Source organism: Solirubrobacter ginsenosidimutans (genome assembly GCF_027587205.1).
This window is the reverse complement of the sequence record NZ_JAPDOD010000046.1, coordinates 38,692-65,354: the sequence shown is the minus strand read 5'-3', so window position 1 is coordinate 65,354 and position 26,663 is coordinate 38,692. Positions and strand designations below refer to the sequence as shown.

The 26,663-nt window shown below is 70.4% G+C and carries 25 protein-coding genes; 12 read left to right on the top strand and 13 right to left on the bottom strand.

Annotated features, from left to right (window positions below; all coding sequences use genetic code 11):
* The first annotated feature begins 8 nt into the window (after positions 1–8).
* Positions 9–1,079 carry an ArsA family ATPase gene (locus OM076_RS34365; RefSeq protein ID WP_270044685.1) on the top strand — a complete coding sequence of 357 codons (1,071 nt, stop codon included), beginning with the start codon at positions 9–11 and terminating at the stop codon, positions 1,077–1,079.
* Here the strand turns inward: OM076_RS34365 and OM076_RS34360 are convergent.
* The 5 genes from OM076_RS34360 to OM076_RS34340 all read right to left on the bottom strand — a co-directional run bounded on the left by OM076_RS34360 (position 1,062) and on the right by OM076_RS34340 (position 5,255).
* A complete protein-coding gene (locus OM076_RS34360) occupies positions 1,062–2,294 on the bottom strand; it encodes a hypothetical protein (protein ID WP_270044684.1) in 1,233 nt (410 codons plus the stop codon). The genes OM076_RS34365 and OM076_RS34360 overlap by 18 nt on opposite strands.
* Positions 2,295–2,360: 66 nt before the next feature.
* Positions 2,361–2,708, bottom strand: a complete 348-nt coding sequence (locus OM076_RS34355; protein WP_270044683.1) for a winged helix-turn-helix transcriptional regulator — start codon at positions 2,706–2,708, stop codon at positions 2,361–2,363.
* Positions 2,709–2,749: 41 nt separating this feature from the next.
* Positions 2,750–3,463, bottom strand: a complete 714-nt coding sequence (locus OM076_RS34350; RefSeq protein WP_270044682.1) for an AIM24 family protein — start codon at positions 3,461–3,463, stop codon at positions 2,750–2,752.
* 43 nt (positions 3,464–3,506) lie between these two features.
* Positions 3,507–4,706, bottom strand: coding sequence for a type IV pilus twitching motility protein PilT (locus tag OM076_RS34345; RefSeq protein WP_270044681.1), 1,200 nt, complete (start codon positions 4,704–4,706; stop codon positions 3,507–3,509).
* A gap of 66 nt (positions 4,707–4,772) precedes the next feature.
* A complete protein-coding gene (locus OM076_RS34340; RefSeq protein ID WP_270044680.1) occupies positions 4,773–5,255 on the bottom strand; it encodes a MarR family winged helix-turn-helix transcriptional regulator in 483 nt (160 codons plus the stop codon).
* A gap of 6 nt (positions 5,256–5,261) precedes the next feature.
* On the opposite strand from OM076_RS34340, the gene OM076_RS34335 reads away from it, so the two are divergent.
* Positions 5,262–5,624, top strand: a complete 363-nt coding sequence (locus OM076_RS34335; protein WP_270044679.1) for a nuclear transport factor 2 family protein — start codon at positions 5,262–5,264, stop codon at positions 5,622–5,624.
* Here OM076_RS34335 and OM076_RS34330 read toward each other — a convergent pair.
* Entirely contained in the window at positions 5,621–6,721 is a 1,101-nt protein-coding gene (locus OM076_RS34330; RefSeq protein ID WP_270044678.1) for a sigma-70 family RNA polymerase sigma factor, read from the bottom strand. The two genes, OM076_RS34335 and OM076_RS34330, sit on opposite strands and share 4 nt — an antisense overlap.
* 263 nt (positions 6,722–6,984) lie before the next feature.
* Here OM076_RS34330 and OM076_RS34325 point away from each other — a divergent pair, with 263 nt between their 5' ends.
* Positions 6,985–7,371 (top strand): hypothetical protein, encoded by a 387-nt coding sequence (locus OM076_RS34325; protein ID WP_270044677.1) that lies wholly within the window; start codon positions 6,985–6,987, stop codon positions 7,369–7,371.
* Here the strand turns inward: OM076_RS34325 and OM076_RS34320 are convergent.
* On the bottom strand, positions 7,346–8,188 hold the full coding sequence (locus OM076_RS34320; RefSeq protein ID WP_270044676.1) for a DICT sensory domain-containing protein: 843 nt from the start codon (positions 8,186–8,188) through the stop codon (positions 7,346–7,348). The genes OM076_RS34325 and OM076_RS34320 overlap by 26 nt on opposite strands.
* Positions 8,189–8,260: 72 nt before the next feature.
* Between OM076_RS34320 and OM076_RS34315 the strand changes: the two genes are divergently transcribed.
* Positions 8,261–9,127 (top strand): NAD(P)H-binding protein, encoded by an 867-nt coding sequence (locus OM076_RS34315; protein WP_270044675.1) that lies wholly within the window; start codon positions 8,261–8,263, stop codon positions 9,125–9,127.
* Positions 9,124–9,882: a hypothetical protein gene (locus tag OM076_RS34310; protein ID WP_270044674.1), complete on the top strand. Its 759-nt coding sequence runs from the start codon at positions 9,124–9,126 to the stop codon at positions 9,880–9,882. The genes OM076_RS34315 and OM076_RS34310 overlap by 4 nt, the downstream gene beginning before the upstream one ends.
* Here OM076_RS34310 and OM076_RS34305 read toward each other — a convergent pair.
* The 3 genes from OM076_RS34305 to OM076_RS34295 are packed head-to-tail and all read right to left on the bottom strand — an operon-like array spanning position 9,797 to position 12,260.
* Positions 9,797–10,804, bottom strand: a complete 1,008-nt coding sequence (locus OM076_RS34305; protein ID WP_270044673.1) for an alpha/beta hydrolase — start codon at positions 10,802–10,804, stop codon at positions 9,797–9,799. The genes OM076_RS34310 and OM076_RS34305 overlap by 86 nt on opposite strands.
* Positions 10,801–11,805, bottom strand: a complete 1,005-nt coding sequence (gene glpX / locus OM076_RS34300; protein ID WP_270044672.1) for a class II fructose-bisphosphatase — start codon at positions 11,803–11,805, stop codon at positions 10,801–10,803. The genes OM076_RS34305 and glpX overlap by 4 nt, the downstream gene beginning before the upstream one ends.
* Positions 11,802–12,260 carry a hypothetical protein gene (locus OM076_RS34295; RefSeq protein ID WP_270044671.1) on the bottom strand — a complete coding sequence of 153 codons (459 nt, stop codon included), beginning with the start codon at positions 12,258–12,260 and terminating at the stop codon, positions 11,802–11,804. The genes glpX and OM076_RS34295 overlap by 4 nt, the downstream gene beginning before the upstream one ends.
* A gap of 29 nt (positions 12,261–12,289) precedes the next feature.
* Here OM076_RS34295 and OM076_RS34290 point away from each other — a divergent pair, with 29 nt between their 5' ends.
* The 6 genes from OM076_RS34290 (at position 12,290) to OM076_RS34265 (ending at position 20,094) form a co-directional block, all read left to right on the top strand.
* Entirely contained in the window at positions 12,290–12,856 is a 567-nt protein-coding gene (locus OM076_RS34290; protein WP_270044670.1) for a DNA-3-methyladenine glycosylase I, read from the top strand.
* A complete protein-coding gene (locus OM076_RS34285) occupies positions 12,843–13,559 on the top strand; it encodes a dihydrofolate reductase family protein (RefSeq protein ID WP_270044669.1) in 717 nt (238 codons plus the stop codon). The genes OM076_RS34290 and OM076_RS34285 overlap by 14 nt, the downstream gene beginning before the upstream one ends.
* A 10-nt stretch (positions 13,560–13,569) precedes the next feature.
* The gene (locus OM076_RS34280; protein WP_270044668.1) at positions 13,570–15,129 is read left to right on the top strand and encodes an Ig-like domain-containing protein; all 1,560 of its coding nucleotides are present in this window, start codon (positions 13,570–13,572) and stop codon (positions 15,127–15,129) included.
* 10 nt (positions 15,130–15,139) lie between these two features.
* Positions 15,140–15,898 carry an SDR family NAD(P)-dependent oxidoreductase gene (locus tag OM076_RS34275; protein WP_270044667.1) on the top strand — a complete coding sequence of 253 codons (759 nt, stop codon included), beginning with the start codon at positions 15,140–15,142 and terminating at the stop codon, positions 15,896–15,898.
* Between the two features lie 96 nt (positions 15,899–15,994).
* Complete coding sequence (gene lon / locus OM076_RS34270; protein WP_270044666.1) at positions 15,995–18,283, top strand: endopeptidase La; 2,289 nt, start codon at positions 15,995–15,997, stop codon at positions 18,281–18,283.
* Positions 18,284–18,375: 92 nt separating this feature from the next.
* Entirely contained in the window at positions 18,376–20,094 is a 1,719-nt protein-coding gene (locus OM076_RS34265) for an ABC transporter ATP-binding protein (RefSeq protein ID WP_272598767.1), read from the top strand.
* Between the two features lie 13 nt (positions 20,095–20,107).
* Here OM076_RS34265 and OM076_RS34260 read toward each other — a convergent pair whose 3' ends face one another.
* Together OM076_RS34260 and OM076_RS34255 are read right to left on the bottom strand one after the other, a co-directional pair.
* Entirely contained in the window at positions 20,108–21,988 is a 1,881-nt protein-coding gene (locus OM076_RS34260) for a hypothetical protein (protein ID WP_270044664.1), read from the bottom strand.
* Positions 21,985–23,307, bottom strand: a complete 1,323-nt coding sequence (locus OM076_RS34255) for an ATP-binding protein (RefSeq protein ID WP_270044663.1) — start codon at positions 23,305–23,307, stop codon at positions 21,985–21,987. The genes OM076_RS34260 and OM076_RS34255 overlap by 4 nt, the downstream gene beginning before the upstream one ends.
* Positions 23,308–23,392: 85 nt before the next feature.
* Here OM076_RS34255 and OM076_RS34250 point away from each other — a divergent pair, with 85 nt between their 5' ends.
* Positions 23,393–23,785: a Het-E N-terminal domain-containing protein gene (locus tag OM076_RS34250; protein ID WP_270044662.1), complete on the top strand. Its 393-nt coding sequence runs from the start codon at positions 23,393–23,395 to the stop codon at positions 23,783–23,785.
* A 10-nt stretch (positions 23,786–23,795) separates the two neighbouring features.
* On the opposite strand, the gene OM076_RS34245 is transcribed toward OM076_RS34250, so the two are convergent.
* The gene (locus OM076_RS34245) at positions 23,796–26,606 is read right to left on the bottom strand and encodes a LamG-like jellyroll fold domain-containing protein (RefSeq protein ID WP_270044661.1); all 2,811 of its coding nucleotides are present in this window, start codon (positions 26,604–26,606) and stop codon (positions 23,796–23,798) included.
* Positions 26,607–26,663 lie beyond the last annotated feature (57 nt).

Genomic DNA, 26,663 nt, shown 5'->3' with positions numbered 1-26,663 from the left:
TTGTTCGCATGCTGACGAACGTCGGGCCGCTGCTCGAAGGTCGTCGCATGGTCATCTGCGCAGGCTCCGGCGGGGTCGGGAAGACGACGACCGCGGCCGCCGTCGGGCTCGGGCTCGCAGAGCAGGGCTTGAAGGTCGCCGTGGTGACGATCGACCCCGCGCGCCGGCTGGCCAACGCGCTCGGCCTGCAGGAGCTCGACAACGAGCCGCGCCGGGTCGAGTTGGACGCCCCCGGCGAGCTGTGGGCGATGATGCTGGACGCCAAGCGCACCTTCGACCAGCTGATCGAGCACCTCGCGCCGGACGAGAAGACCCGCGACGAGGTCCTCGCCAACCGGATCTACCAGCAGCTCTCGAGCGCCGTCGCCGGCTCGCAGGAGTTCACCGCGATCGCCAAGCTCTATGAGCTCGACCGCGACGGCGACTACGACGTGCTCGTCCTGGACACGCCGCCGTCACGCAACGCGCTGGACTTCCTCGACGCGCCCGGCCGCCTGACCGGCTTCTTCCAGGGCCGCGCGATCCGCGTCTTCATGCGCCCCGCGGGCATCTCGGGGCGGATCCTCGGCCGCGGCACCGGTGTCGTCTTCGGCATCCTGCAGCGCGTCACGGGCGTCGACCTGCTGCGCGATCTCTCGGTGTTCTTCCGCTCGCTGGGCGGGATGATCGACGGCTTCACCGAGCGCGCCAAGCGCGTCGGCGCGCTGCTCGAGGACCCCGCGACGACCTTCCTGATCGTGACCGCGCCGCGCCACGACCCGGTCGAGGAGGCGATCTTCTTCCACCGCAAGCTGCGCGAGGCGTCGATGCCGTTCGGCGGCCTCGTCGTCAACCGCGTGCATCAACCGCCCGACGACGCGCTCGGCACCGCCGTGGCGACCGAGCTCGGGCCCGCGCTGGCCGAGCGGGTCAGCGTCGCGACGCGAGAGCTGGCCGCGCTGGCCGCCCGCGACGCCGCGAACGTCCAGCGCCTGCGCGACGAGCTCGGCGACCCGCCGACGATCCTCGTCCCCGAGCTCGAGGACGACGTCCACGACCTGGACGGCCTCGCCCTCGTGCGCTCACACCTGTTCCAGTGACTCGCGCAGGTCGTCGGCGACGCGCCGCAGCGCGGGGTCGAGATGGCCGCAGAGCACGTCGCGCAGCACCGCGCGCAGGCTGGCGCCGAGCTCGCAGACGAGCGCGTCGACCTCGTCGGCGGCGCGCACGAACCCGGCCATCGCCGAGCGCTCGAGCGAGATCGCCTCGCGGACGCGGGCCTCGAGGTGGGCGCGGTCGGCCGGCTCGGCGCAGATCGCGGCGACCCGTTCGGCCACGCCGTCGTAGCCGGAGCGGTCGACGTCCGCGAACAGCGCCTTGGCCGCGAGCAGCCAGTCGGTCAGCGCCTCGACGGCGCTGGGGCGCTCGCACCCGAGCTCGAACCGGCGCAGCGCCCAGGCCAGCTCACCCGCCCGCGGCGTGCGGCGCGAGACGAGGCCGCAAAAGGCGCGCAGCGGGTCCTCCTCCTCGGCGGCGAGCAGGCAGTCGCCCGCGGGGCGGCGCAAGCCGGTGGCGAGCGGGACGGCCAGCCAGCCGCCGCCGTCGGTCCGCGCCCACGCGGTCGGCCCGAGCGCGGGCTCGGCGTCGTCCCACAGGCGCAGCGCGGTCTGCAGGCGCCGCAGCCGGCGCCCGGCGGTCTCCAGCGCGCGGCCCTGGCCGGAGGTGCTCTCCAGCGCCAGCACCGCGACGGTGGCGTGCGGGTCGTCGGCGAGGCCGGTGGGCGCGTCGGCGAGCGTCGTCGCGCGCACGAGCGCGAGCCCTTCGCCGAGCGGCACCTCGTCGGACTCGATCACGAGCCCCTCGACGGCCGTCAGCACGACCGACAGCTCGCAGCCGCTGTAGGCGACCTCCTCGAGCTCGGCGAAGGCGGAACGGAAGCGCTCGGCGTCGAAGACGAAGTCGGTCGCGTCGCCCCAGATCGCGCCGAGGAACGCCTGCAGCGCGCAGTCGGGCAGCGCGCGCGCATCGCCGGCGGGCACGCGGCGGCCGCGCCGGCGCAGGTAGCCGGGCAGGTCGGGGAGCTGCGCGAGGCTCTGGGCCGCCGGCGGGTACGAGGGCAGGCGGGCGAGCATCCCGATCCGCTGCGCGATGAAGCGCCCGGTCAGCGGCCGATAGCAGTACAGCGGCGCCGAGCGGGTGGGCGTGGCGTCGAGCTCGAACGGGATCTCGGCGCCCCCCGACACCTCCTCGGCCAGCTGCCAGGCAGCCTCCTCCACGAAGGCCGCGAGCGAATCATGCAGCGCCCGGTTGTGCATGCGCTGCCGATTCCACGCTCGAGCGCGGGCTCCTGCCCGCTGCAAGGTTTCCGTCCGAAACGTGTGTTACGCGGCGACGGGTTCGGGCGCTTCGGCGCACGAGCCCTGCGCGCCGAGCCACTCGGCGCCGTACGTGCGCATCGAGTCGATGATCGGCACGAGCGCGAGACCCTTCTCCGTCAGCGCGTACTCGACGCGCGGCGGCACCTCAGGGAACGTCGCCCGGTGCACGATGCCCTCTTCTTCGAGCGAGCGCAGGCGCAGCGAGAGCGTGCGCGGCGAGATCCCGCCGAGCGAACGCTCCAGCTCGCAGAACCGGGAGCGCCCTTCAGAGAGATCGCGAACGATCAGCAGCGTCCACTTGCCGCAGACGATCTCAGCGGTACGACAGACTGGGCAATCGGGATCCGGCATCGATTACCCAGTCTAGCCGCAAAGCTTCACTCTTTGAAGTGTCAGCCGTTAAGCAACGAGCCGAGGCCGCCGCCCGAACTGGACTGCTGCGTCACGTCGGCGGTGATCCGGCCCTCGGACGGCTGCACGAGCACCCAGCCCTGACCCTGGAAGGACATCTGCACAGTCTCCCCGGAGCCACGGCCGATCAGGTTCTTCATCTTGAAGTCGGTGCGGATGCCGGTCGACACGCCGGAGGACCAGGTGATCGCGGCCTGCGCGTCAGCGAACGTCGGCGCCGCGGCGACGTTGAGCAGGACGGGCGGGCCGTCGGACAGGATCGCAACCCAGCCGGTGCCCTTCAGGGCCAGGTTGTACAGACCGCCGCCCATCATCGAGGACGCGCCCTCGACGCGGCGGATGTCCCAGTCGATCCCCGTGTCGAACGCGAGCAGGTTCGGCCCGTTGACCGTGATCATGTCGTTCTCGAGGTAGATCAGGTGGATGTCCTGGGCTTGGACGGCGAGGAAGACCTCACCACTCCCGGTGACCTTCATCAGCTGCGTGCCCTCGCCGGTCACGGCCTTCTTGAGCATCCGGCCGAGGCCGCCCGAACCAGCGTGCTCGAAGGTCACGTCGCCCTGGTAGGCGACCATCGAGCCGAGCTTGGCCTGAACGGTGACCTGATTGAGACTGACTTTCAGGAGCTTCGAGTTCTGAAGGGCGAACGCGTCCGTCGATTGCGTCTCATTGAACTGCCCGAGGGTGGTCTGCATGGGGCGCAAGCCTCGCGAGCCGCGCCCCAACCGTCAAGGCGGGTTAACCCGCGTAAGGCAGGCCCGGCGGCGGTGCCGACACGGCGGGCGGAGCGGCGGACGGCGCCGGGGTGAGCGCGGCCGTGATCTGCGGCTCCGGCTCGGTCACCGTCGACAGATCGGTGATCGGGCCGCTGGCGGCGACCATCAGCTTGAAGTCGTGCGGCGACGTCGCGGCGCGCATCGCCTCTTCGTAGGTGATCCGGCCCGAGTGCAGGTGCTTGAGCAGGTGCTGGTCGAACGTCTGCATGCCGTAGTAGCCGCCCTCGGCGACGACTTCCGGCAGCTGCCCCGTGAGCTTGGGGTCGAGGATCATGTCGTGCACGCGGCCGGTCATGATCATGATCTCGCAGCAGGCGACGCGGCCGTTGCCGTCCGCCGTCTTGACCAGGCGCTGGGAGACGATGCCCTTCAGCGTGCCGGCGATCATCGCGCGGGCCTGCTGCTGCTGATGGGGCGGGAAGAAGTCGATGATGCGGTTGACCGTCTCGGGCGCGTCGACCGTGTGCAGCGTCGAGAGCACGAGGTGGCCGGTCTCGGCGGCGCTCAGCGCCGTGTGCACCGTCTCCTCGTCGCGCATCTCGCCGACCAGGATCACGTCGGGGTCCTGGCGCAGCACGCGCCGCAGCGCGCGCTTGAAGGACGCCGTGTCCTGGCCGACCTCGCGCTGGTTGATGATGCAGCTGCGGTCGCGGTGCAGGAACTCGATCGGGTCCTCGATCGTGACGATGTGCTTCTGCATCGTCCGGTTCATGTGGTCGATCATCGCCGCGAGCGTGGTCGACTTGCCGGAGCCCGTGGTGCCGGTGAGCAGGATGATCCCGCGCTCCTGCTGGGCGAGCTTGGTGACCGCGTCGGGGAGGCCGAGCTCGTCGACGGACTTGATCGTGACCGGGATGGCGCGCATCACGATCGAGATCGAGCCGCGCTGCAGGAAGGCGTTGACGCGGAAGCGGCCGAGGCCCTCGACGGAGTGCGAGAAGTCGACCTCGTTCTCGGCCTGGAACTCGGCGACCTTCTCCGGATCCTGCAGCATCTGCTCCAGCGCGTTGCGCGTGTCCTCCGGGAACAGCCGCTCCGTGCCGGCGATCGGCTCGAGGTGACCGTGCAGGCGGATGAGCGGATAGGAGGGGACCTTCAGATGGAGGTCGGAGCCCTCTGCCGCGATGAGGTACCGCAGCGCGTGATCGAGATCGAAAGCCATACAACCGTGGTCATCGGCGCGTCTTATGTGCCTCTTGAGGACGGCTGGGGTCCTCGCCCCATGACGTCAGAGCTCCGACGGTGAGAGCCGGCGGGCCGAGACGGCGGGCATCGCGCCGCGTGCCTGAAGCGCCGCCTTGAGCGTGCTCGCGGCGGCCGCGGCGCGCTCGGCGCCCAGCACGCCCGCCAGCTCGGCGTTGAGCGCCGCCCGGATGGCACGCCCCGCCTCGAGCAGCGCCCGCCCGCTGTCGGTCAGCGCCACGCGGCGCACCCGCCCGTCTCCCGGATCGCTCCAGCGCTCGACGTAGCCGAGCGCCTCGAGCTCGCGCACCGCCTTCGACACCGCCTGCGAGGTCACGCCCAGGTTCTCGGCGATCTCGCCGATCGGCCGCGGCCCCTCGACGAGCTGCTGGATCAGGAACCCGTGCGAGTAGCGGACCCGCGGGTGCTCGGCGCGCAATCGCTCGAGGATCTCGGCGTTGAGCACCTCGCCCAGCAACTGGGTCCAGAGCACGAGGTCGTTGTCATGTAACCCAGGTTGTGTAACCATGGTTCCATGATACTCCATGACTTCTTCGCCGCCGCCGCGCGCTTCGACGAGCCCGCGCTCGCGAACCTCCTGCATCCGGACGCGCGCATCTCAGAGCTACCGAACGCGATCAACCGCCAGGGCACCGAGCGCGACCTCGCGCAGGCACGCGAGGCGTTCGCCCGCGGCAAGGGCCTGCTCTCAGATCAACGCTACGACGTGCACGAGGTGCTTGAGAGCGGCGACAGGATCGCGGCGCGCGCGACGTGGCACGGAACCATGGCCGCGACGGGTCAGGAGCTGACGGCGCACATCGCGACCTTCACGCAGGTGCGTGACGGAAGGATCTTCCGCCACGCGACCTACGACTGCTACGAACCGCTCAGCTAAGCGACATCGCGGAGCTTCTGGGCTTCCGCGAGGCTCTGGAGCTTCTTCAGCGACTGGTTCTCGATCTGGCGGATGCGCTCGCGCGTCACGTTGAACGTGCGCCCGACCTCGTCGAGCGTGCGCGGGTGCTCCCCGCCGAGGCCGTACCGCAACTCGAGGACGCGGCGCTCGCGGTAGGAGAGGTTCTCCAATGCTTCGCGCAGCGCTTCCTTGGTGAGGATCTCGGCGGCCCGCTCGTAGGGGGACTCGGCGCGCTCGTCAGCGATGAACTGACCGAACTCCGACTCCTCCTCGTCGCCGACCGGCTTCTCGAGCGAAACAGGCGCCTGGGCGGAGCGCTTGATCGAGTCGACCTCCTCCGGATCGATGCCGGTGACTTCGGCGATCTCCTCGGGGGTGGGCTCACGGCCGAGCTCGGTGACGAGCTTGCGCTCGGCGCGGCCGATCTTGTTGAGCTTCTCGACGACGTGGACCGGGATGCGAATGGTCCGGGCCTTGTCGGCGAGAGCGCGAGCGATGGCCTGGCGGATCCACCACGTCGCGTAGGTCGAGAACTTGAAGCCCTTGCGGTAATCGAACTTCTCCGCTGCGCGAACGAGACCGAGCGTCCCCTCCTGGATCAGATCCAGGAACGGCAAACCTTGGTTGCGGTAGTTCTTCGCGATGGAGACGACGAGCCGGAGGTTGGACTCGACCATCTTCTGCTTGGCGTCGAGGTCGCCGCGCTCGATCCGGCGAGCGAGGTCTACCTCTTCCTGCGCGGTGAGCAGGCGTACCTTGCCGATGTCCTTCAGGAACAGCTGAAGGGAATCGGTCGTCATGTCCGGCTTGAGATCGATCGTCGCCTTCGCCTTGCGACGACCGCGCTTGTCCGGCGCGCGATCTTCCTGCCCGGCCGCGAGGGCCGGGTCGATCTCTTCGACCAGCTCGATCTCGGACCGCTCGAAGAACGCGTGCAGTTCCTCGAGGTCGCCCTCGTCGATGTCCTGTTCGGACAGCGCGGTCGTGATCTCAGCGAACGTGAGGACGCCGACCTGCTGACCCTTGAGGATCAGCCCTTTGACTTCTTCGAGTTCTTGCAGATCCACAACAGACATGGATGTCCCGTTCTAGCGAGGCTCTGTGAGAGCCGGCCTTTCTGGATATGTAGTGCCTGGCGGTCCTGCGGTAGGGCGATTGGACCACCCTCCCCCACGGCCGTCGAGGCTGAGTCTAGGCGCTGCGATTGCCGACTTCCACCCGCAGTTTGTGGCCGGTCCGATATCCGGCGCTGCGCGGCGATGCGCGATGCGGTGGGGCGGTCTGTAAAGCAATGATCGCACGCGAGGCCCGCACGATCCAGGCGTACACTCGTCGAGCGATGGCCGATAGAGCTCCCAAGCGGAAAACGAATGCCAAGCGCGACCCCGAAGGCGTGCTCGCGACGCTTCCGGCGAGCCGCCCCGAACGGATCGGCCGGCCGCGCGGCAAGGCCGCTCCGAAGCGCGCCGCCGGCGCGGCCGCGAAGCCGCGGGCGAAGGCCAAGCCCGCGGCGAGCCACGGCCCGGAGGCCGTTTCGCCCGGTTGCCCGGAGCTGCGTCACGCACGGGTGACGGACGCACCGCCGCCGAGGCCGATCGGCGCACCCACGGGTACCGAGCTCGTCACGACCACGATCCGCGCGGCGGGTGAGCTCGCCCAGATGGGCCTCGTCGTGGGCGGTCAGGTCCTCAAGCGGACGATCATCGATCGAATCCCGCGCCCGTAGCGTCGAGGTAGCCGATCATGCGGTTCGTCAGCGCGGTCAGGCCCGGGGTCGGCGCCTCGACGGCCAGCGGGCGGTCGGCGAGGATGTTGAGCAGGCGCTCGGACCACTCCGGCGCGCTGCGCGAGGCGATCGCGGCGCCCACCTGAGCGGCGCGGCGGACGACGGGCGCGTCCATCGTCCACACCGCCTCGAAGACCCGCTCGCCGTTGCTGCTCGGCGTCTCCCACCCCACGAGGCAGGCCGCGTAGCCGGGCGCGTCGACGATCACGGCCCACTCGTGGCCGAGCGCCTCGCCGGTGCCGATCGAGATCTCGGCGGGCACGTTCTCGTCCTCGGTGGACGACTGCTCGAAGTCGGCGAAGACGCCCACGGCGTCGGCGACGTTCGCCAGCCGCCGGTAGCGGTGCTCGACCGCGCGGTAGTTGCGCTCGGACTGGAACGCGCCGATCACCACCGGCCCGGCCGCGCGCGCCATCGCCTCCTCCTCGATCGCCCGCGAGATCGCGATCAGCGTCGGCCGGCGCAGCTTCTGCGGGCGCACCGGGGTGCCGCCGGCGGCGAGCGCGGCGAAGATCGACGGGCGGTCGGTCTCCCCCTCCAGCGACCGCGCCCGCTCGAGCGCGGCGGGCACGGAGAGGCCGCGGCTGCGATAGGCGACCACGCGGCGCAGCGCGACGACATCCTGCTCGGTGTAGACCCGGTAGCCGGCCGCCGTGCGCGCGGGTTCGGGGAAGCCGTACCGCTGTTCCCACATGCGGATGGTGCCGGCGGCTACGCCGGTCTGTTCGGACAGGTCCTTGATCGCCAGCTTCTTCATCTACGGCCCGGACAACGTACGGCGCTGCGCCCAATCCGGATTCCCGGAGCCGCTGCCGGGTAGCGGTTGTCCGTGCGCGAACCCGATCCCATCCTCATCACCGGCGCGACGGGCTACGTCGGCGGCCGACTGGTCGAGATCCTGCAGGCCCGCGGGCATGCGATCCGGACCCTCAGCCGCCGTGGCGCGGGCGCCGGCGACGCGCGCACGGGCGACGTGCTGTCCGGGCAGGGGCTGCCCGAGGCGCTCGCCGGCGTCAAGACGGCGTACTACCTCGTGCACTCGATGGGGTCAGGCGGGGACTTCGCCGCCAAGGACCGCCAGGCGGCGGTCAACTTCGCCGAGGCGGCGGCCGGCGCCGACGTCGAACGCGTCATCTATCTCGGCGGCCTCGGCTCGGAGGACTCCGAGCACCTGCGCAGCCGCCACGAGGTGGCGCAACTGCTGCGCGCCCGGCTCGCGGACCGCCTCGTCTACGTGCGCGCGGCGATGATCATCGGCCCCGGCAGCGCCTCCTACGACATCCTCGAGCACCTCGTCAAGCGGCTGCCGGTGATGATCGTGCCGCGCTGGCTGGACACCAAGACCCAGCCGATCGCGCTCAGCGACGTCGTGCGGGCGCTGGCGGACGTGGCCGAGCGCGAGCACGCGCCGGACGAGCTGCAGCTAGGCGGCTCCGAGGTGCTGACCTATCGTGAGATGATGCGCCGCGCCGCACCGCTCATGGGTCGCCGACCCCCGCTCGTCATCCGAGTCCCCGTGCTCACGCCGCGCTTGTCGTCCTACTGGGTCGCCCTCGTGACCCCGGTCTCCTACGGGCTGATCAAGCCGCTCGTCGACGGCCTGGGCGCGGAGATGATCGTGGAGCGCGATCCGCCGGCGGGCCTCAACGATCAGCCGCTGGGCTTCGAGGAAGCCGTCAAGGCGGCGCTCGGGTGAAGCTGCTCAACCGCCAGGGGGAACGCCGGATCGCCAACGCGGTCCTGGCCGATCCGGAGGAGCACACCGTCATGGACTCAAGCGGCGCGGTCCGCTCGATCCAGGCGGCGAACGTCGACATGCCCGAGGACGACCTGATCGAGCTGTGGAAGCCGAACAACCTCGAGCGGCTCGCCCGCACCTACTGGAAGTACCTCTCGCGCGTGACGCTCGGGATCATCCGCGTCACCTACACCGACGAGGAGCGCGCCGTCGTGGTGATCGCCCGCCCGCTCGTGCTCCTGCGCTTCCACGCGCCCGAGTACGACATCTCGGGCGACCGCGGGATCGTGCAGTGGCGGATCCAGGACGGCCTGCTCGTCTCCAAGCGCAACGAGGGCTACCTCGAGATCGACGTCAAGCGGATGGAGTCCGACCGCCAGGGCTACGCGCGGGTGCACGTCGAGGTCGAGATCGCGAACTTCTATCCGGCGATCGCGACGTGGGTGGCGCGCTGGGTCTACGTCCAGACCCAGTCGCGGATCCACGTGCTGGTGACGCACGGGTTCCTGCGCTCGCTGGCCAAGCTGCAGCTCGAGGAGTCCGCGGTCGGGCGCTACGCCAACCGCGACGGCACGAGCAAGCGGCCGGTCAACGTCGGCGACACGCCTTGGCAGGGCGTCGCCGCGCTCACCGTGATCGTAGGAGTGCTCGTGTCATCCCTGCGACTTCGACGAGCGCGTCGCGCGAAGAAGGGCTGGCGCCGGTGGAGTTGATGAAGCCGTGGAAGAGGCCGGGGAAGCGGCGCTGCACGGTCTTGACGCCGAGCTCGCGCAGCTTCTCGGCGTAGGCCTCGCCCTCGTCGCGCAGGGGGTCGAAGCCGGCCGTGACGATCAGGCACGGCGCTGAGTCCTTGAGGTCCGGGTGCAGGATCGGCGACCGCAGTGGGTCGCTCGGATCGCTGCCTTCCGGCATGAAGTGCCCCGTGTACCAGGTCATCAGCTCGTCGGTGAGGAAGAAGCCCTTGCCGAACATGTGGCGTGACGGGCGCTCCTGCGTGCCGTCGACGACCGGGTAGATCAGCAGCGCCAGCTCCGGGTCGAACTCGATCGCGACCGTCGCGGCGAGGTTGCCGCCGGCGCTGTCGCCGGCGACGGCGACGTGCTCGTAGCGGCTCGCCGCCCACCGGAACGCGGTGCGCGCGTCGTCGACGTAGCCCGGGAACGGCGTCTCGGGCGCCTTGCGGTACTCGACCGCGAGCACGTCGACGCCCGCGTGGCGGCAGAGCATCCGGCAGGGCGAGTCGTGGGTGTCGAGGTCGCCGACCACGAAGCCGCCGCCGTGCAGGTACACCAGCAGCGGCTTCTCGCCGGGCTCGGCGGAGACATATTTGCGCGCCGGGAGGCCTTCGACCGTCAGTTCCTCGACCGCGCCCACGGGCACCGTGCGCGTGCCGCGCGCGAGGAACGCCTCCTCGCGCGTGAGCCGGCGCGCCTGCTCCACGGTCAGCGTCTCGTCCCACACCGGCTCGCCCAGGTACTCGCGCAGCGCCAGCATCAGCTGCACGTCGGGCTCCAGCCGCTGGCCGTCGATGACGATCGGCGGCCGGCGCGACAGCCGCCGCTGGACGCGGGGAGAGAGCCGTCCCAGACGCTGGGCGACGACCGTCTCGACGCTGGCCGGTGCCCTCGCCTTCATCCCAGCCGGTAGCCCGTCAGCTCGCGCAGCTTGGTTCGGTCGTGGCGGGAGGCGATCCGGCGCACCGTCCCCGAGCGCGAGCGCATCACGAGCGACTCGGTGGTCGCGCCGCGCGTGCCCTCGTAGTGCACGCCCGCGAGCATGTCGCCGTCGGTCACGCCGGTGGCGCTGAAGAAGCAGTTCTCGCCCTTGACCAGGTCATCGTGGGTCATCACCTTGTCCACGTCATACCCCGCCGCCGCGGCTTTCTGGCGTTCCTCGTCGCCCTGCGGGCGCAGGCGCCCGATCATCCCGCCGCCGTAGCACTTCAGTGCCGCGGCGGTGATCACGCCCTCCGGCGTGCCGCCGATCCCCCACAGCAGGTCCACGGAGCGGTCCGGCGCGGCGGCCATCAGCGCGCCGGCGACGTCGCCGTCGGTGATCAGCCGCACCCGCGCGCCCGCGTCGCGGATCGCCTTGATCCCTTCCTCGTGGCGCGGACGGTCGAGCACGACGACCATCACGTCGCGCACCTCGACGCCGCGGCGCTCGGCGATCAGCTCGACGGTCTTGCCGAGCGGGCGGTCGAAGTCCAGCAGGTCGACCAACCCGTCGCCGGCCGCCATCTTCTCCATGTAGAACACAGGACCCGGGTCCCACATCGTCCCGCGCTCGGACAGCGCGATCACGGCCACGGCGTTGGGCCGGCCCTGGGCGGTGAGGCGGGTGCCGTCGAGCGGGTCGACCGCGATGTCGACGTGCGGCGGGGTGCCGTCGCCGACGATCTCGCCGTTGGCGAGCATCGGGGCCTCGTCCTTCTCGCCCTCGCCGATCACCACGACGCCATCCATGTGGATCGTGTGCAGGACGGCGTGCATGCCGTCGACGGCGGCCTGGTCGGCGGCCTCCTTGTCGCCCATGCCGACGTAGCGGGCGGCCTGCAGGGCGGCGGCCTCGGTCACGCGCACGAGCTCGAGCGCGAGGTTGCGGTCCGGCGGCATGTCTTCGCGTGGGGCGGTCATAGGACTCCTGGGGGCTTTCGTGGTCGTTCGGTGCCGCCCGCGCGCATGGCCCCGCCGACGATGATCGCCGCGATGCCCAGCAGCGCGACGAACCACCCGTACTTCAGCGAGATCTGACCCGAAGGTTCCCCGGGCCGGTCGACGAGGCCGACGTAGAGCACGAGCACAAGGGCGATCATCCCCACCACGGCGGTCATCTCACCGCGCGGCCACGAGAGCTGGTGATCGCGCAGGATGATCCAGGCCAGGATCAGCGGCGCGAGCGCCGCGGCGAGCAGCAGCCAGCGCAGGATCGGGTGCGCCTCCCAGCAGGAGAACGTCCCGCTCGCGCCGTCGAGGTTGGCGTTGCGATTGTCCGGATTGGTGCCGTACCACGGCAGGAACACACCGATGGCGAGCAAGAGGCCGCCGAGCACGGCGAGGAGTTCCCCGCGTCCGAGGCGGCTGAGGTTCATCCAATCGCGAGCCTATAACGTGCCGCGACGTGAGCGACGCACTGGCCGAAGGCCCCGACGGACTCCTGCGCTGCGCCTGGTCGGTCTCCGCGGCCGAGTACATCGCCTACCACGACGAGGAGTGGGGCCGGCCGGTGAAGACCGACCAGGGCCTGTACGAGCGGATGACGCTGGAGGCCTTCCAGTCCGGTTTGGCGTGGATCACGATCCTGCGCAAGCGCGAGAACTTCCGCGCGGCGTTCGCGGGGTTCGAGATCTCGCGGGTGGCGGAGTTCGGCGAGGATGACGTGGCGCGGCTGATGGCCGATGCGGGGATCGTCCGCAATCGCCTGAAGATCGAGGCGGCGATCGCGAATGCGCGGGCGGCGCTGGACGTGAACCTGACCGACCTGATCTGGTCCTTCGCGCCCGAGCCGCGGCCGTCGCGGCGCCGCGGCCTGGCGGAGCTCGCGGCGTCGACGCCCGAGTCCAAGGCACTGGCCAAGGCGTTGAAGAAGGAGGGCTTCCGCTTCGTCGGCCCCACCACCGCCTACGCGATGATGCAGGCCTGCGGACTGGTCGATGACCACTTCGAGGGCTGCCATGTCGTCCTTTGAGCGCCTGACCGGCGGCGGGACGTTCTCGGCCGCCGAGCTGCTGGCGGAGGCCGACCTGGCGTCACGCGCGGGTGACGCGCGCCCGTACGTGTTCTTCAACTTCGTCGAGTCGGTGGACGGGCGGGCGACCATCGACGGCAGCTCGCGGCCCCTGGGCGGCGACGGCGACCTCGAGATGCTGCTCGGGCTGCGCACCGTCGCCGACGCGGTCCTGATCGGCCCCGGCACGGTGCGCGCCGAAGGCTACGCCCGGCTGTTGTCCCCCGCGCGCCGCCCTTCGCCGCCGCTCGCGGTCCTGATCTCGCGCCGCTTCGACATCCCGTGGGAGGCGGGGCTGTTCGCTGCGCCCGACCAGCCGGTCGTGATCTACGGCCCGGCCGACGCGGGCCCGGTGCCGGACGTCGCTGCCCCGGTCGAGGTCGTGCGCCTGCAGGAGTGCACGCCGGCGAATGCGCTGGCCGACCTCCGCGCGCGAGGCGTGCGGGCGCTGTTGAGCGAAGGCGGACCGTCGCTGTTCGGCGGGTTCCTGGCCGCGGGCCTCGTCGACGAGCTCTTCCTCACGCTCAGCCCGCTCCTCACCGGCGACGGCACGCAGACCGCGATCGTCGCCGGCCCTCGTCTCGCCGCGCCGGCGCGGTTCGCGTTGTCTTGGGTGTTACGCAGTGAGGACGAACTGTTCCTGCGCTACGCGAGCGCCCGCTAGGTTTGACGCGATGGTCCGGCGACTGGCGGTCTCGATCGCACTGATCCTCCTCGCGCTGCCCGCTTCCGCGCGGGCGGCTGACCTGAGCGTCGACGCGAACAAGCTCCTGCACTACACGGGCGCCCCCGGCAAGGTCAGCAACGTGCGGTTCACCGAGGACCCGAACGGCACGGTGACCGTGCAGCGCTTCGACGGCACCGGCCGCGACGACGACCCGATCACGCTCGGGCCCGGCTGTACCGGGACCAATCCGTACGTCTGCGTGAACGTGGACAGCGCCACGCTCGACGCGGGCGACATGAGCGACCGCCTCGAGGCCGGATACCAGGACGACCAGGGCACCTTCTTCGGCCTGGAGACGATCCCGGCCATCATCACGGGCGGAGACGGCAACGACGTCCTCGTCGGCGGGCTGCGCGGCGACAGCATCGACGGCGGCGCGGGCAACGACGACATCGACGGCTTCCCCGGCAACGACCAGCTGCGCGGCGGCGACGGCAACGACATCCTGCGGCCTAACACGGGCACCGACACGATGGTCGGCGGCGACGGCATCGACACCGCGTCCTACGGCAAACGCTTCGGGGCGGCGTTCTCGCTCGACGGCATCCAGAACGACGGCGGGCCCACGGAGGTCGACGGCCCGCCCGAGAACGACCTGATCGGCACCGACGTCGAGAACGTCGAGGGCGCCGTCGTCGACACCTCGCAGACGATCACGCTCACGGGCGACAGTCGCGCCAACCGCCTGACCGCCATCTCCGGCAAGGCGGTCATCACCGGCGGCGAGGGCGCGGACGTCCTCGAGGGCGGCCCCCAGGACGACCTGATCAACGCCCGCGACGGCTCGCCCGACACCGTCATCTGCAACGGCGGCACCGACACCGTGCTCGCCGACACGCTCGACGTGATCTCGCCCAGTTGCGAGAACGTCCAGATCCAGGCGAGCCCGGGCGGCCCGTTCGACGATCACGCGCCGACGCTCGCGTGGGGCGCGCCCGGCGCGGGCGCCGCCCTCTCGGCCAACACGACGACGATGCTCTCCGTCACCGCCGCGGACGACCGCGGTCTGGCCAAGGTGCAGTTCTTCGACGACGACCGCCTGCTCTGCGAGGTCGTCGCCGCGCCGTTCAATTGCGCCTACCAGCCACGCGGGGGCGACGTGGGCCGCAACACACTGCTCGCCGTCGCCTTCGACGGCGCGGGACAGACGACGAGCGCGGTGCGCGCGGTCACCGTCCGCCGCTTCGCCGCCAAGGAGATGACGCTCACGCTCAAGCCGAGCCGCGACCGCAAGGCGCCCTATGCCTTCAGCCTCAACGGCAAGATCACGCGGCCCGACCCGGTCTCGCCCTCTCAAGGCTGCTCGGGCACGATCACGTTCAGCGCCAAGCGCGGCACCAAGCTGATCTCGTCCAAGCGGGTCTCGCTCTCGCGCACCTGCGAGTACAAGACGACGTTCTCCTTCAAGACGCGCACGGCGAGCCGCGTGCGCTTCCAAGCGAAGTTCGGTGGCAACGAGATCCTCTCGGGCATCTCGTCGAAGACCCGCACCGCCCGTCTGGGCTAGCGTCCAGCGGATGCAAATTGAAGGTTTGAACGCCCTCGTAGCGGGAGGTGCGTCGGGTCTCGGCGCCGCCACCGCTCGCGGCCTGAGCGCCGCCGGAGCCCGCGTCACGATCGCGGATCTCAACGCCGAGCGCGGCACCGCGCTCGCCGAGGAGATCGGCGCCGAGTTCATCACGACCGACGTCACGAGCGAGGCCGACGTCGCGGCCGCCGTCAAGCACGCCGCGGCCGACGAGGGCCTGCGGATCAGCGTCAGCTGCGCCGGGATCGGCCCCGCCGAGAAGACCGCCGGCCGCAAGGGCCCGCACAGCCTCGACGTGTTCGAGACCGTGATTCGCGTCAACCTGATCGGCAGCTTCAACGTGCTGCGCCTCGCCGCCGCTTCGATGCTCGACAACACCCCCGACGAGGCGGGTGAACGCGGCGTGCACATCAACACGGCGTCGATCGCCGCCTACGACGGCCAGATCGGCCAGGTCGCCTACTCGGCGTCCAAGGGCGGCATCGTCGGCCTCACCCTCCCGGCGGCGCGCGACCTCGCCCAGTCCGGCATCCGCGTCTGCGCGATCGCGCCGGGTCTGTTCGACACGCCGCTGCTCGCGGGCCTGCCCGAAGAGGTCCGCACCTCGCTCGGCGCGACCGTCCCGTTCCCGCCCCGCCTCGGCCGCCCGGACGAGTACGCGGCGCTCGCGCTGCACATCGTCTCCAACACGATGCTCAACGGCGAGGTCATCCGCCTGGACGGCGCCCTGCGTATGGCGCCAAGATAGAATCTCAGTCGAGGTCGCAGAGATCTGTTGAGTCCTGGGTGTGCGGCTGGTACTCTTACGGAAAGTAAGTACCGAGAGAAAGTGAAGCCGCACACCATGCCATCCCTCCTGCTCGTCCCGCTGGACGACACGGTGGTCTTCCCCACCATGGATGTGACGCTTCCCGTCCGCGTTGGCGACGAGGAGCGGGTCCTGCTGATCCCGCGTCACGACGGCGAATTCGCCAAGGTCGGGACGATCGCGGAGGTCACGGACCACATCCGCCTTCCCGGCGGCGGCCGCGCCGTCGCCCTCTCCGGCGTCGCCCGCGGCGTTGCCGGGGCCGCGCACACCGATGAGCTCGGGCGCCTGATGATCGAGGTCGTCGAGCACACCGACGACAAGCCGGTCGACGGCCGCACCCGCAATCTGGAGCGCGAATACCGCGCGATCATCGAGGAGATCCTCGAGACGCGCGGCGCCGACGATCGCATCGCGCAGTTCCTGCGCGCGATCGCCGAGCCGGGCCCGCTGGCCGACACCATCGGCTACTCGCCCGACGTCAGTTTCGAAGACAAGGTCCGCGCGCTCGAGACGCTCGACGTCGCCGACCGCCTGCAGATCGTCGTGGAGCTCCAGCGTGAGCGCCTGACCGAGCTGCAGCTGCGCAAGAAGATCCGCGAGGACGTGCAGTCCGGCGCGGACAAGCAGCAGCGCGAGTACATCCTGCGCAAGCAGATGGAGTCGATCCAGCGCGAGCTGGGCGAGGACGGTGCCTCGGTCGCCGAGGAGTACCGCAAGAAGATCGCGGAAGCCGGCATGCCGGAGGCCGTCGAGGAGCAGGCCACCAAGGAGCTCGGCCGCCTGGAGCGCATGGGCGAGCAGTCCGGCGAGTCCTCGATGATCCGCACCTACCTCGACTGGCTGATCTCGGTGCCGTGGAGCAAGCGCTCCGACGAGAAGCTCGACCCCAACGCCGCGCGCGAGGTGCTCGACGCCGACCACGCCGGCCTCGAGGACGTCAAGGACCGCATCACGGAGTACCTGGCGGTCAAGAAGCTGCGCGAGGAGCGGGGCATCAAGGAGGACAAGCGCTCCGGCGCGATCCTCACGCTGATCGGCCCGCCCGGCACCGGCAAGACCTCGATCGGCGAGTCGATCGCCCGCGCGACCGGACGCGAGTTCGTCCGCATGTCGCTCGGCGGCGTCCGCGACGAGGCCGAGATCCGCGGCCACCGGCGCACGTACATCGGCGCGCTACCGGGCCGGTTGGTGCGTGCGTTGCGTGACGCGGGGACGATGAACCCGGTGATCATGCTCGACGAGGTCGACAAGGTCGGCGCCGACTGGCGCGGAGACCCGTCCGCGGCCCTGCTCGAGGTGCTCGACCCGGCCCAGAACCACGAGTTCCGCGACCACTACCTGGACGTGGAGCTGGACCTGAGCCAGGTCATGTTCATCGCGACCGCCAACGTGGCTGAGACGATCCCCGGGCCCTTGCTGGACCGTATGGAGGTCATCCGCTTCGACGGCTACACGATGGCCGAGAAGACCGCGATCGCTCGCGGCTACCTCTGGCCGCGCCAGCGCGAGCGCAACGGCCTGCTCGAGGACGAGGTCAACGTCTCCGACGCGATCCTGACCCAGGTGGCGCAGGAGTACACCCGCGAGGCGGGCGTGCGCAACCTCGAGCGCGAGCTCGGCACGATCCTGCGCAAGACCGCGACGCAGATCGCGTCCGGGAAGGCCACGGCTCCCGTCGAGATCACGACCGAGATCATCCGCGACGCGCTCGGCCGTCAGAAGGTCTTCCAGGAGGCGGCGCTGCGCACGGCCGTCCCCGGTGTGGCCACGGGCCTCGCGGTGACCGGGACGGGCGGCGACGTGCTGTTCGTCGAGGCGACCGCGATGAAGGGCAAGGGTGAGGGTTCCCTCGTCCTGACCGGCCAGCTGGGCGACGTGATGAAGGAGTCGACGCGGATCGCGCTCTCCTACATCCGCGGCCACGCGGAGGAGCTCGGAGTCTCCGAGGACGCCTTCACCGACCGCGAGTTCCACGTCCACGTGCCGGCGGGCGCGATCCCGAAGGACGGCCCCAGCGCCGGTGTCACCATGACGACCGCGCTGACGTCGCTCCTGACCGGGCGCCCGGTCAAGCACACGGTCGGGATGACCGGCGAGGTCACCCTGCAGGGCCGGGTGCTGCCGATCGGCGGCCTCAAGCAGAAGATCCTGGCCGCGCACGCCGCGGGGCTGACGACGGTGATCCTGCCCGAGCGCAACCGCGGCGACCTCGACGACGTGCCCCAGGACGTCCGTGACGTCATGTCCTTCCATCCCGTCATGAGCATCGACGAGGTGCTCGAGCTGGCTTTGGAGCCTGCGCCGAATACGGTGGCTGTGTGACGGCAGCCTTCCGGCGCTATGAGGGCGGAGGCGATTCCCCGGGAGGGCGTCGCCTCCAACCCCCACCCCCTGGCAAGCCTAAGACGCCAGACCTGACGCGCCGGATCGTTCGGCTCTTCCGGCCCTACCGGGGCCGGCTGGGGATCGTCCTGTTCCTGATCGCCGTCTCGGCGATCCTCTCGATGATCTCCCCGTTCCTGCTGCGGGACGTGCTCGACCACGCGATTCCCGACAACGAGAACGACCTGCTGTTCGTCCTGGTCGGCGGGATGATCGCCATCTCGATCGCGACCGGGGTGCTGGGCGTCGGCCAGACCTGGCTCACCAACCTGGTGGGCCAGCGGGTGATGCACGACCTGCGCACGCAGGTCTACCAGCACCTGCAGAAGCTCTCGCTGGCGTTCTTCACGCGGACGCGGACGGGCGAGATCCAGTCGCGGATCGCGAACGACATCGGCGGCGTGCAGAGCGTCGTCACCTCGACCGCCGCGTCGATCGTCTCCAACGTGACGACGGTCATCGCGTCGGTCGTCGCCATGTTCCTGCTGGACTGGCGGCTGGCGGTGTTCTCGCTGGCGCTGCTGCCGTTCTTCGTGTTGCTGTCGCGCCGGGTGGGTGCGCAGCGGCGCAAGATCACGACGGTCAAGCAGGGCGCGATGGCCGACATCTCGTCGCTGGTCCAGGAGTCCCTGTCGGTGTCCGGCATCCTGCTGGGCAAGACGATGGGCCGCGGGCCGGAACTGACGGAGCGCTTCGAGCGCGAGTCGGCGAACCTGGCCGACCTCGAGGTCCGCTCGCGGATGGCCGGCCGCTGGATGATGGCCGCGATCCAGACGTCCTTCGCGGTCATGCCCGCGCTGGTCTACCTGTTCGCGGGCCTGGCCCCGGGCGCGGCCTCGATCGGCACGATCGTCGCGTTCACCACGCTGCAGACGCGGCTCTTCTTCCCGGTCCAGTCCTTGTTGTCGGTGGCCGTCGACATCCAGACGTCGGTCGCTTTGTTCGACCGCGTCTTCGAGTACCTCGACCTGCCGGTGGACATCACGCCGGGGACGCGAACGCTGGACCATGTCCGTGGCGAGGTGCGCTTCGACGGCGTCTGGTTCCGCTACGGCGACGAGTGGACCTTGCGCGACGTCGACATCGTCGTCCCGCCGGGCACGCGTACCGCATTGGTGGGCGAGACGGGCGCGGGCAAGACGTCGTTGGGCTACCTCGCCGCGCGCCTGTACGACCCCGAGCAGGGCGCGGTCCTGATCGACGGCACCGATCTGCGCGAGCTGACCTTCGACGCGCTCGCCGACACCGTGGGCGTCGTCTCCCAGGAGACCTACCTCTTCCACGCGTCGGTGCGCGAGAACCTGCGCTTCGCGCGGCCGGACGCTTCGGATGCCGAGATCGAGGACGCGGCGCGGGCGGCGCAGATCCACGACAAGATCGCGGAGCTGCCCGACGGCTACGACACGGTCGTGGGCGAGCGCGGCTTCCGGTTCTCGGGCGGTGAGAAGCAGCGGATCGCGATCGCCCGCACCATCCTGCGCAACCCGCCCGTGCTGGTCCTGGATGAGGCGACGTCCGCGCTGGACGTCGCGACCGAGCGCGCCGTGGGCGAGGCGCTGGAGAAGCTCGCCGAGGGCCGCACCACGCTCGTCATCGCGCACCGGCTCTCGACCGTCCGCGACGCCGACCAGATCGTGGTGTTGGACCGCGGCGAGGTCGCCGAGCGCGGCACCCACGAGGAGCTCCTGGCGCTGGGCGGCAAGTACGCCGCGCTGGTCGCTCGCGACGAAGGCTCCGCGGTCGCGACCTGATCGCTCGAGCGATCTAGAATTCTCTGGCCAGAGAGGGGTCCGGCTCGTCCATCTGCGCGGCGGCGTCCGCCGCCAGCGGCGCGAGCGCCTCGAAGTCGCCGTCCGGCGCCGCGAGCACGAGCCTGCTGAGGATGGTGTCCAGCGCGGTTGGGTTCTCAGCCGCGAACGGCACCAGCCGCCGGATCAGGCGCGCACGCGCCAACGGCGAACGACCGGTCTGAGCGAGGATGCCGGCCGCCAACCGCGCCGCCAGCTGCGGGATGAAACGCGAGTCGGGCACGGAGACCTCGCTATCGCGCTCCAGCGCGCGGTCCACTGGAAGGTTTTGGTTGAGTCGCCGGATCGCGCTCGGCGTCGTCCGATAGACGAACTCCGCGAGCGCCGGCAGCGTGTCGGCGGTCCTCATCGCGTCGGGGATATCGAGGCGCTCGCCCGCCCCTCGGTGCCGATAGACCTCGCCGACGATGTGGATCGGCGAGAACTCGGCGGTGAGCGAGTCGGCGATCAGGCGGTCGACGATGGGCTCGAAGTCGGTTGGGCCTGGCCACCAGCGGTGTCGCATGGCGTTCACGCGCGCAGTGGTGCGCGCGCAGAAGGGCGGCTCTTGGATGTTGTGCGCAGCGGTGAGCGCGGCGTCCAAGGCCGGAGCCACCGGGCCGCCACAGAGAGCGTTGGACTCCGCGAGGGTGAGGCTGACCGGCGCCTGGAACCCGGCGAAGCCGCTCGGCAACTGCGTGCCCCTCGCAAGCAACGCTTGCGCTTCGTGCGGCTTTCGGAGGGCGACGCAGTAGGCCTCGGCGAGCGCCGCCAACCGCCGCTGATGGCTGCCCCACGAGTCGGATCGCCAGCGGAGCGCTGCCAAGACCTCGGTTCGTCCGAGGGCTTCCTGCTCGCGGTCGCGTAGCTCGACTCCCCGCCTGGCGTCGACGGCGATGGCGAGCCCTTCCTGGAAGACGATTGCGGATCGCCCTAGCGCCGCCGTCGCGATCGTGCGAGCAAGGTCCCGCGCGCGGTACGAGTCCGGATGTCGCAGCACCGCGCCAAGGAGCGCCCACAGAGAGCGATTGCGGTACTCCGCGTACGGATTCGCGGCGTGGATCGCGATGTACTCGTCGAGCAGCGCACCTCCGGCCACCCAATCGTGGGCGGCCGTCGCCACCAGGATCGGACCCTGGAGCTCCGCGAGATACTCCGGAGTCGTTCCGGGCCGTCCCGACGCCTCCAGCGGCTCGAACCCGGAAATGTGCGATTCATTGGCCGTGGCGCCCCCGAGTCGACTGACGATCTCCTGTGAGACCTCCAGTGATGGCGGGGCTGGAAGGCCGGCCGGCCCGACAACCGGGCCGCCGAGCACAGCGTGCACCTGGTCGTGCAGCAGCGAGAGCAGCAGATCCGGCTGCAACTCAGCCCTGACGCGCGTACGCAGCTCGTCCGCCCGGTCACGTTCATCTGCGGGCGCGAGCCACGCGATCAACAGCCGGATCGCCTGCGCCCAGTGATCGTCAGCCTGGAACATCGCGAGGCGACGCTCGGCCTCCCGCAAGCTCCCCTGCTCCGCGAGCGCGAAGATCGAGTCCGGCCGTAGCCACTCTCGCCGGAAGCTCTCTTGCGCGAGCGCGACTTGCACCAGCGGCGAGAGCGCCACGGCGTGCTCCGACGCCGCAATGCTCGCCAGGGCGGCCCGCAGGATCTGTTGGAGGCCGGCTGGATCGGCGGTCGCGTCCTGGTGTGCCCGCTGGTAGCCGGCGTTGGTCACGAGCGCGGCGAGCTTGGCCGCGAACTCGTCGGCGCGGCCGGCCGCCGAGACCGCGAGCTCGTCGCCGAGATGTCCCGCAAGGTGCACGAGCGCGTAGCGCCGGCGATGTTCGTCCCAGCGCTCGCAGGACTCGATCAAGCGGTCGCGGTACTTCCGTCGCGCCGCTGCGTTGATGCGATGGTCCGAGAGTACGTGGCGAAGCGCGAGTGGCAGAGCGTGTAACCGTCGTCCGCGTCGCCGATCAACAGCCGCCGGACACCGTCGAGCGCGGTGTCGACGCTGTCCCAGGCGAGCGCGTCGTCCTCGCTGATGTCCGTCAAGTCGTCGCGCGTGAGCGGCCCACGCGCAACCAGGAGATAGCCGAGGAGATCGGCCACGCCGGGCACGCCTACGACCGTGACGACGTCCTTCCACCACTCGTCGAAGTACGCCTTCAGCCCGGTCGGCTTTTTCCGCAGCGCCTCGACCGAGAGGATCCGCCGTTCGCGGATGTCGTCGACGAGATGGCGGACGTAGAACGGATCGCCCTCCGAGACCGTGGTGATCGCGTCGAGCGCCGGGGGCTCGCTCGCCCAGGCGGCGTCCGCGCCTCCGGCGGCGGCGACGATTTCGCGGATCTCCGCTCTCCCAAAGCGCGTGAGCGAGACTTGGCTCACTGCCTCGGCGGGCAGCTGGAGCTCTTGCACCCAGTCGTGCTCCGCCGCCTCGCGTGCCGAGAAGACGACGACGACCTGCTCCGGCAGATCGGGCGGAAAGAGGTCAGGAGCGATCCAGCCATCGGCCTCGTCGAGCCCATCGATAACGATCACGAGGCGCCGCCCTGCGGGCGGCTGCTTCGCCAGGAGACCCAGATATCTGGCGCGCAGGTCGGCGGACCCGGACACCAACGCGCGGCGGTCGTCGTGGGCGGCGGCCAGCTGCTGGCACAGGTTGCCGAGTCCGAAGGTCTCGTCGGCGAGGCCGAAGACACGGCTGATGAACGTCGACACGACGGTCGGCCCTGCGCCATTGCTCGCCTCGAACTGCCGGACGAGCTCGACGAGCAGCGCCGTCTTCCCGTAGCCGGACATGCCCGTGACGAAGACGTACGGCCTCGACCTCGTCTGGATCACGTCCCGGACGAGTCCCATCTCCTTCTCGCGACCGGCGACGAACTCGTGACGGCGCAGCAGCGGGGCGAGCCGAGGCCGGTACGGATCGGCGGCTATCCGGTCCGCATGCTGACCAAGGTTGACGTTCTCAGCTTGCGCCACGATCACGAGCTTGTCGATGTGCCCACCCGTGATCTGCTGCTGCACCACTGGCGGCGCGCTGCCCTGGTTGCGCTCCATCCATGTCCGCAGGAGCGGGACCTCCGCCTGCGGCGTGTCTTCGAGGCGATCCAGCAGCCGGCGGCCCTCAGGGTCGCCGTTCAGCCACCCGCGTACGACGCGGCCGGTCTCATCGTTCTGGTCCACGAGCGTTCTCGCGGAGCATCTCGCCGTTGCCTCCAGCACGCAAGTCGCACCGTTACGATAAGCCCGACCGATCGAGAGGAGTCACGTGGATCCCGCAACCATCGCCCTCGCGGCCGCATCGCTGATCGCCACCAAGATCGCCGAGCGCATCGGCGAGGGGACGGGCGACGGCCTCGCCGGCGTCGCGACGAGGCTCCTCAAGCGAGTGAAGGACCGCTTCGCGGGCGACGCCGAAGTCGACGAGGCGCTGACGCGTTTGGAACAAAAGCCCGGAAGCGAGGCACGCGCCCAAGAGGTCGCCGAGGTGCTCGAGCCGCGGCTGGAGGCGAACCCGCAGTTCGCGAAGGAACTGCAGGAGCTGCTTGACGAAGCCGAGAAACGGGAGGGGAACACCCAGATCGTCACGAACATCCTGGGCAACGCCCGTGTCAACAAGGTGACGAACATCGGCGTGGCCGGGGACGTCACGATCAACTAGTTCTAAGCGCTCAAGTCTCTTTGGATTTGCCGCGGTAGCGCGTCACGCGTGCGCCGCCCCTGACCCGCTTCGCCGCGCGCGCCTTCTTGGGTGCGGCGGTGATCGGGGTGCGCATGTCGGTGGCGATCTGCGCCGGGGTCAGCGCGCCGGCGTAGACGCGGATCTCGTCGAGGCGCCCCTTGAACCACTCCTTCCAGACGGCGTTGCCGCCGAAGCGCAGTGGGTAGGTGCCGCCTGCGAGCGCGCCCTTGGCCGCCTGGGTCCCGGCCAGGACGCCGTTGACGTAGCGGCGGATCGTCGTGCCGTCGTAGGTCATCGCGACGTGGGTCCAGCGCTTGAGCTTGGGCGCGGCGCCGCGGGCGAACTTCGTCCCCACACCCGCCTCGTCCTGGTAGAGCGACCAGGACGCGCCGCGTGCCGTCTCGCGCAGGGCGAGCGAGCCGCCGCGGCGGGTCGGGTACACCCACGCCTCGACCGTCACCGCCGTGCTGAGCTTCGGCGCCTTCACGGTCACCCAGTCATCGACGCCGTCGAAGTCGAGCGCGTTGCCGTACTTGCCGCCGCTCACCCGCAGGGGACCGGCGAGCGTGCCGCTCGGGACCTTCGTGCCTGTGGTCTCGTCGAAGCCCCACGCGGCGACGGGCTTGGGGGCCGCGGTCGCGGTCGGTCCCGGGGTCGTGGTCGGGGCCGGTGAGACGGTCGCGACCGGCGGTCCCGCGTACGTCGCCGTGTATGTCACGGCGCCGCCGTCGGGCGCGGTCGCGCCGTGCACCCGGTCGAGGCCGTCGCTCCAGCCCGTCCAGTTGAACACGCCCTGCGGCGAAGGCGCGTTGAGCGAGATCGCCGAGCGCGCCAGCACGGTGCGGGTGAACGGCGCCGGGAGCGACTCGCTGCCGAACGCGAGGTTCAGTCCTGGCGGCGAGCTCGCGAGCGTGACGTCCGCCGTGCGCGGGTTCAGCCGTACGGTCTTGGTCGTGCGCAGGTTGTCGGCGTCGGTCGCGGTCAGCGACAGCTCGAGGTAGGACGGGTAGTCGTGATCGGGCGCGACGAAGGAGCCCGCCGGACCGATGAAGTTCTGCAGCGCGTGGGTGTGGCACTCGTTCGCGTCGATCCGCGAGCAGTGACGCAGCAGCAGTGACCACACCAGCGTGCCGTCGCTCGCGCTACCGGAGAACGCGATCCGGTCCCCGACCGCCCACGTCGTCGTCGACGCGGGCGCGTTGATGGTCACGACCGGGGGCGTGCCGACGGTGATCGTCTTGCTCGCCACCCCGGTCAACCCCGTCGGGTCGGTCACGCGCAGCCGAACGGTGACGATTCCGCGCTTGGTGTACTTGAAGTACGGAGCCGGTGCGATCGAGTCGTCGTACGAGCCGTCGCCGTCGAGGTCCCACGCGTAGTCGAGCGCGCCGCCCTCCGGGTCAAACGACCCAGTGCCGTCGAAGGCCACGGTCAGCGGCGGGTCACCGGAGTCGGGCGTCGCGACGATCTGGGCGGACGGTGCGCTGTAAGCGATCCGGCGAATCGTGCCGCCCTGGAGATCCGCGTAGTAGAGCGCCCCGCCAGGGCCTTCGGTGAGATACACCGGGCCGGGCGCACCGCCCGCGAACAGCTCTCGTTTGGCCGGATCCGGCTGGCCGTTGGCACCGAGCGGCATGACCCAGAGGCAGTTGCGCGCATAGTCGCCAAAGAACAACGCGCCGCGGTATTTCTCCGGGAACTCGGTCCCCGAGTAGAAGCTGACGGCGGAGATCGACGAGTCGCCGGGAGCGCACCCGTCGCCGTCGACCACGTTGTCCGCATGCTTGTAGGTGAAGTACGGCGCCGACGCCGAGCCCTCCGCGTAGAGCGAGGTGCACGTATTCACGTGGAGCGCCTCATACGCCGGCTGCGGGTCCTTGCCCTCGTAACACGGCCAGCCAAAGTTGCGGACGGTGCCGTCGGCCGGGATGCGGTTGAGCTCCTCCGATGTCGTCCAGCCGACGTCCCCGGCCCAGATCTCGCTCGTGCCCGGGCGGAACGTGAACCGGAAGGGGTTGCGGAAGCCGTATGCGACGATGCTGGACCGCCCGTTGAAGGTCGGATGGGCCGGATCGATGCGCAGGATCGCGCCGTCCGGAATCATCGGCTGCCCGGCCGGGCGCCGGTACGCCTGCGCACGCAAGGCTCCTCCCTGGGAGTCGGGCGGGCCGATGTCCCCCGTCGGGTTGGGCGGGTCGCCGCACACATTGCCGATCTGGCCGAAGTCCTCGTAGTCGAAGTGGGCGCCCTCGCCCGCGCTGAGGTACAGCATCCCGTCGGGACCGAAGGCGAGCGTGCCGATCGAGTGGCTCGGGAACTGCTGGCAGAAGTCCTCGAGGAGGATGGTCTCCTTGCCGGTCGCGCTCAGCCGCGAAAGCCGCGCGTCGATCTTGCAGCCGGGCGGGGCGGTGCCGCCGTCCGGGCAGCTGTCGCCCCAACCGGTGTCGTGCGAGTAGAGGACGTAGATGGTGCCGTTCGGGGCGATCGCGAGGCCGAGCAGACCGCGGTCCCAGAAGTCCTGCACCTCGGCGCTGAGGTCGGCGAAGACGGTCGGCGTGGGGTCGTCGACGTCGTCGAAGGTGTAGATCACGCCCGCCTTCGTCGCCACGAACACCCGGCCGTTCGGCGCGAAGCGCACGACGGTCGGGTTGCCGAGCCCGCTCCACATCGTCGTCTCCGTGAAGCCCTCCGGCAGCGACGTGACGAGCTTGGGCGCAACCGGCGCGCCGAACGGCCCAGCGGTTGCGGGAGCGACGAAGAGGGCGAAGAAGACAGCCGTGAGCAGGACTGCCCGGTGCACAAGCGGAGCCTAGGGGCGTCCGTGAGATAACGGATCGTACGTCCGGCTACTCGGCGC

Excerpts from the sequence above, each read along its gene's own strand:
- OM076_RS34365 (WP_270044685.1), top strand. The coding sequence starts at position 9 with ATGCTGACGAACGTCGGGCCGCTGCTCGAAGGTCGTCGCATGGTCATC.
- OM076_RS34360 (WP_270044684.1), bottom strand. The coding sequence starts at position 2,294 with ATGCACAACCGGGCGCTGCATGATTCGCTCGCGGCCTTCGTGGAGGAG.
- OM076_RS34355 (WP_270044683.1), bottom strand. The coding sequence starts at position 2,708 with ATGCCGGATCCCGATTGCCCAGTCTGTCGTACCGCTGAGATCGTCTGC.
- OM076_RS34350 (WP_270044682.1), bottom strand. The coding sequence starts at position 3,463 with ATGCAGACCACCCTCGGGCAGTTCAATGAGACGCAATCGACGGACGCG.
- OM076_RS34345 (WP_270044681.1), bottom strand. The coding sequence starts at position 4,706 with ATGGCTTTCGATCTCGATCACGCGCTGCGGTACCTCATCGCGGCAGAG.
- OM076_RS34340 (WP_270044680.1), bottom strand. The coding sequence starts at position 5,255 with ATGGTTACACAACCTGGGTTACATGACAACGACCTCGTGCTCTGGACC.
- OM076_RS34335 (WP_270044679.1), top strand. The coding sequence starts at position 5,262 with ATGATACTCCATGACTTCTTCGCCGCCGCCGCGCGCTTCGACGAGCCC.
- OM076_RS34330 (WP_270044678.1), bottom strand. The coding sequence starts at position 6,721 with ATGTCTGTTGTGGATCTGCAAGAACTCGAAGAAGTCAAAGGGCTGATC.
- OM076_RS34325 (WP_270044677.1), top strand. The coding sequence starts at position 6,985 with ATGGCCGATAGAGCTCCCAAGCGGAAAACGAATGCCAAGCGCGACCCC.
- OM076_RS34320 (WP_270044676.1), bottom strand. The coding sequence starts at position 8,188 with ATGAAGAAGCTGGCGATCAAGGACCTGTCCGAACAGACCGGCGTAGCC.
- OM076_RS34305 (WP_270044673.1), bottom strand. The coding sequence starts at position 10,804 with ATGAAGGCGAGGGCACCGGCCAGCGTCGAGACGGTCGTCGCCCAGCGT.
- glpX (WP_270044672.1), bottom strand. The coding sequence starts at position 11,805 with ATGACCGCCCCACGCGAAGACATGCCGCCGGACCGCAACCTCGCGCTC.
- OM076_RS34295 (WP_270044671.1), bottom strand. The coding sequence starts at position 12,260 with ATGAACCTCAGCCGCCTCGGACGCGGGGAACTCCTCGCCGTGCTCGGC.
- OM076_RS34285 (WP_270044669.1), top strand. The coding sequence starts at position 12,843 with ATGTCGTCCTTTGAGCGCCTGACCGGCGGCGGGACGTTCTCGGCCGCC.
- OM076_RS34280 (WP_270044668.1), top strand. The coding sequence starts at position 13,570 with ATGGTCCGGCGACTGGCGGTCTCGATCGCACTGATCCTCCTCGCGCTG.
- OM076_RS34275 (WP_270044667.1), top strand. The coding sequence starts at position 15,140 with ATGCAAATTGAAGGTTTGAACGCCCTCGTAGCGGGAGGTGCGTCGGGT.
- lon (WP_270044666.1), top strand. The coding sequence starts at position 15,995 with ATGCCATCCCTCCTGCTCGTCCCGCTGGACGACACGGTGGTCTTCCCC.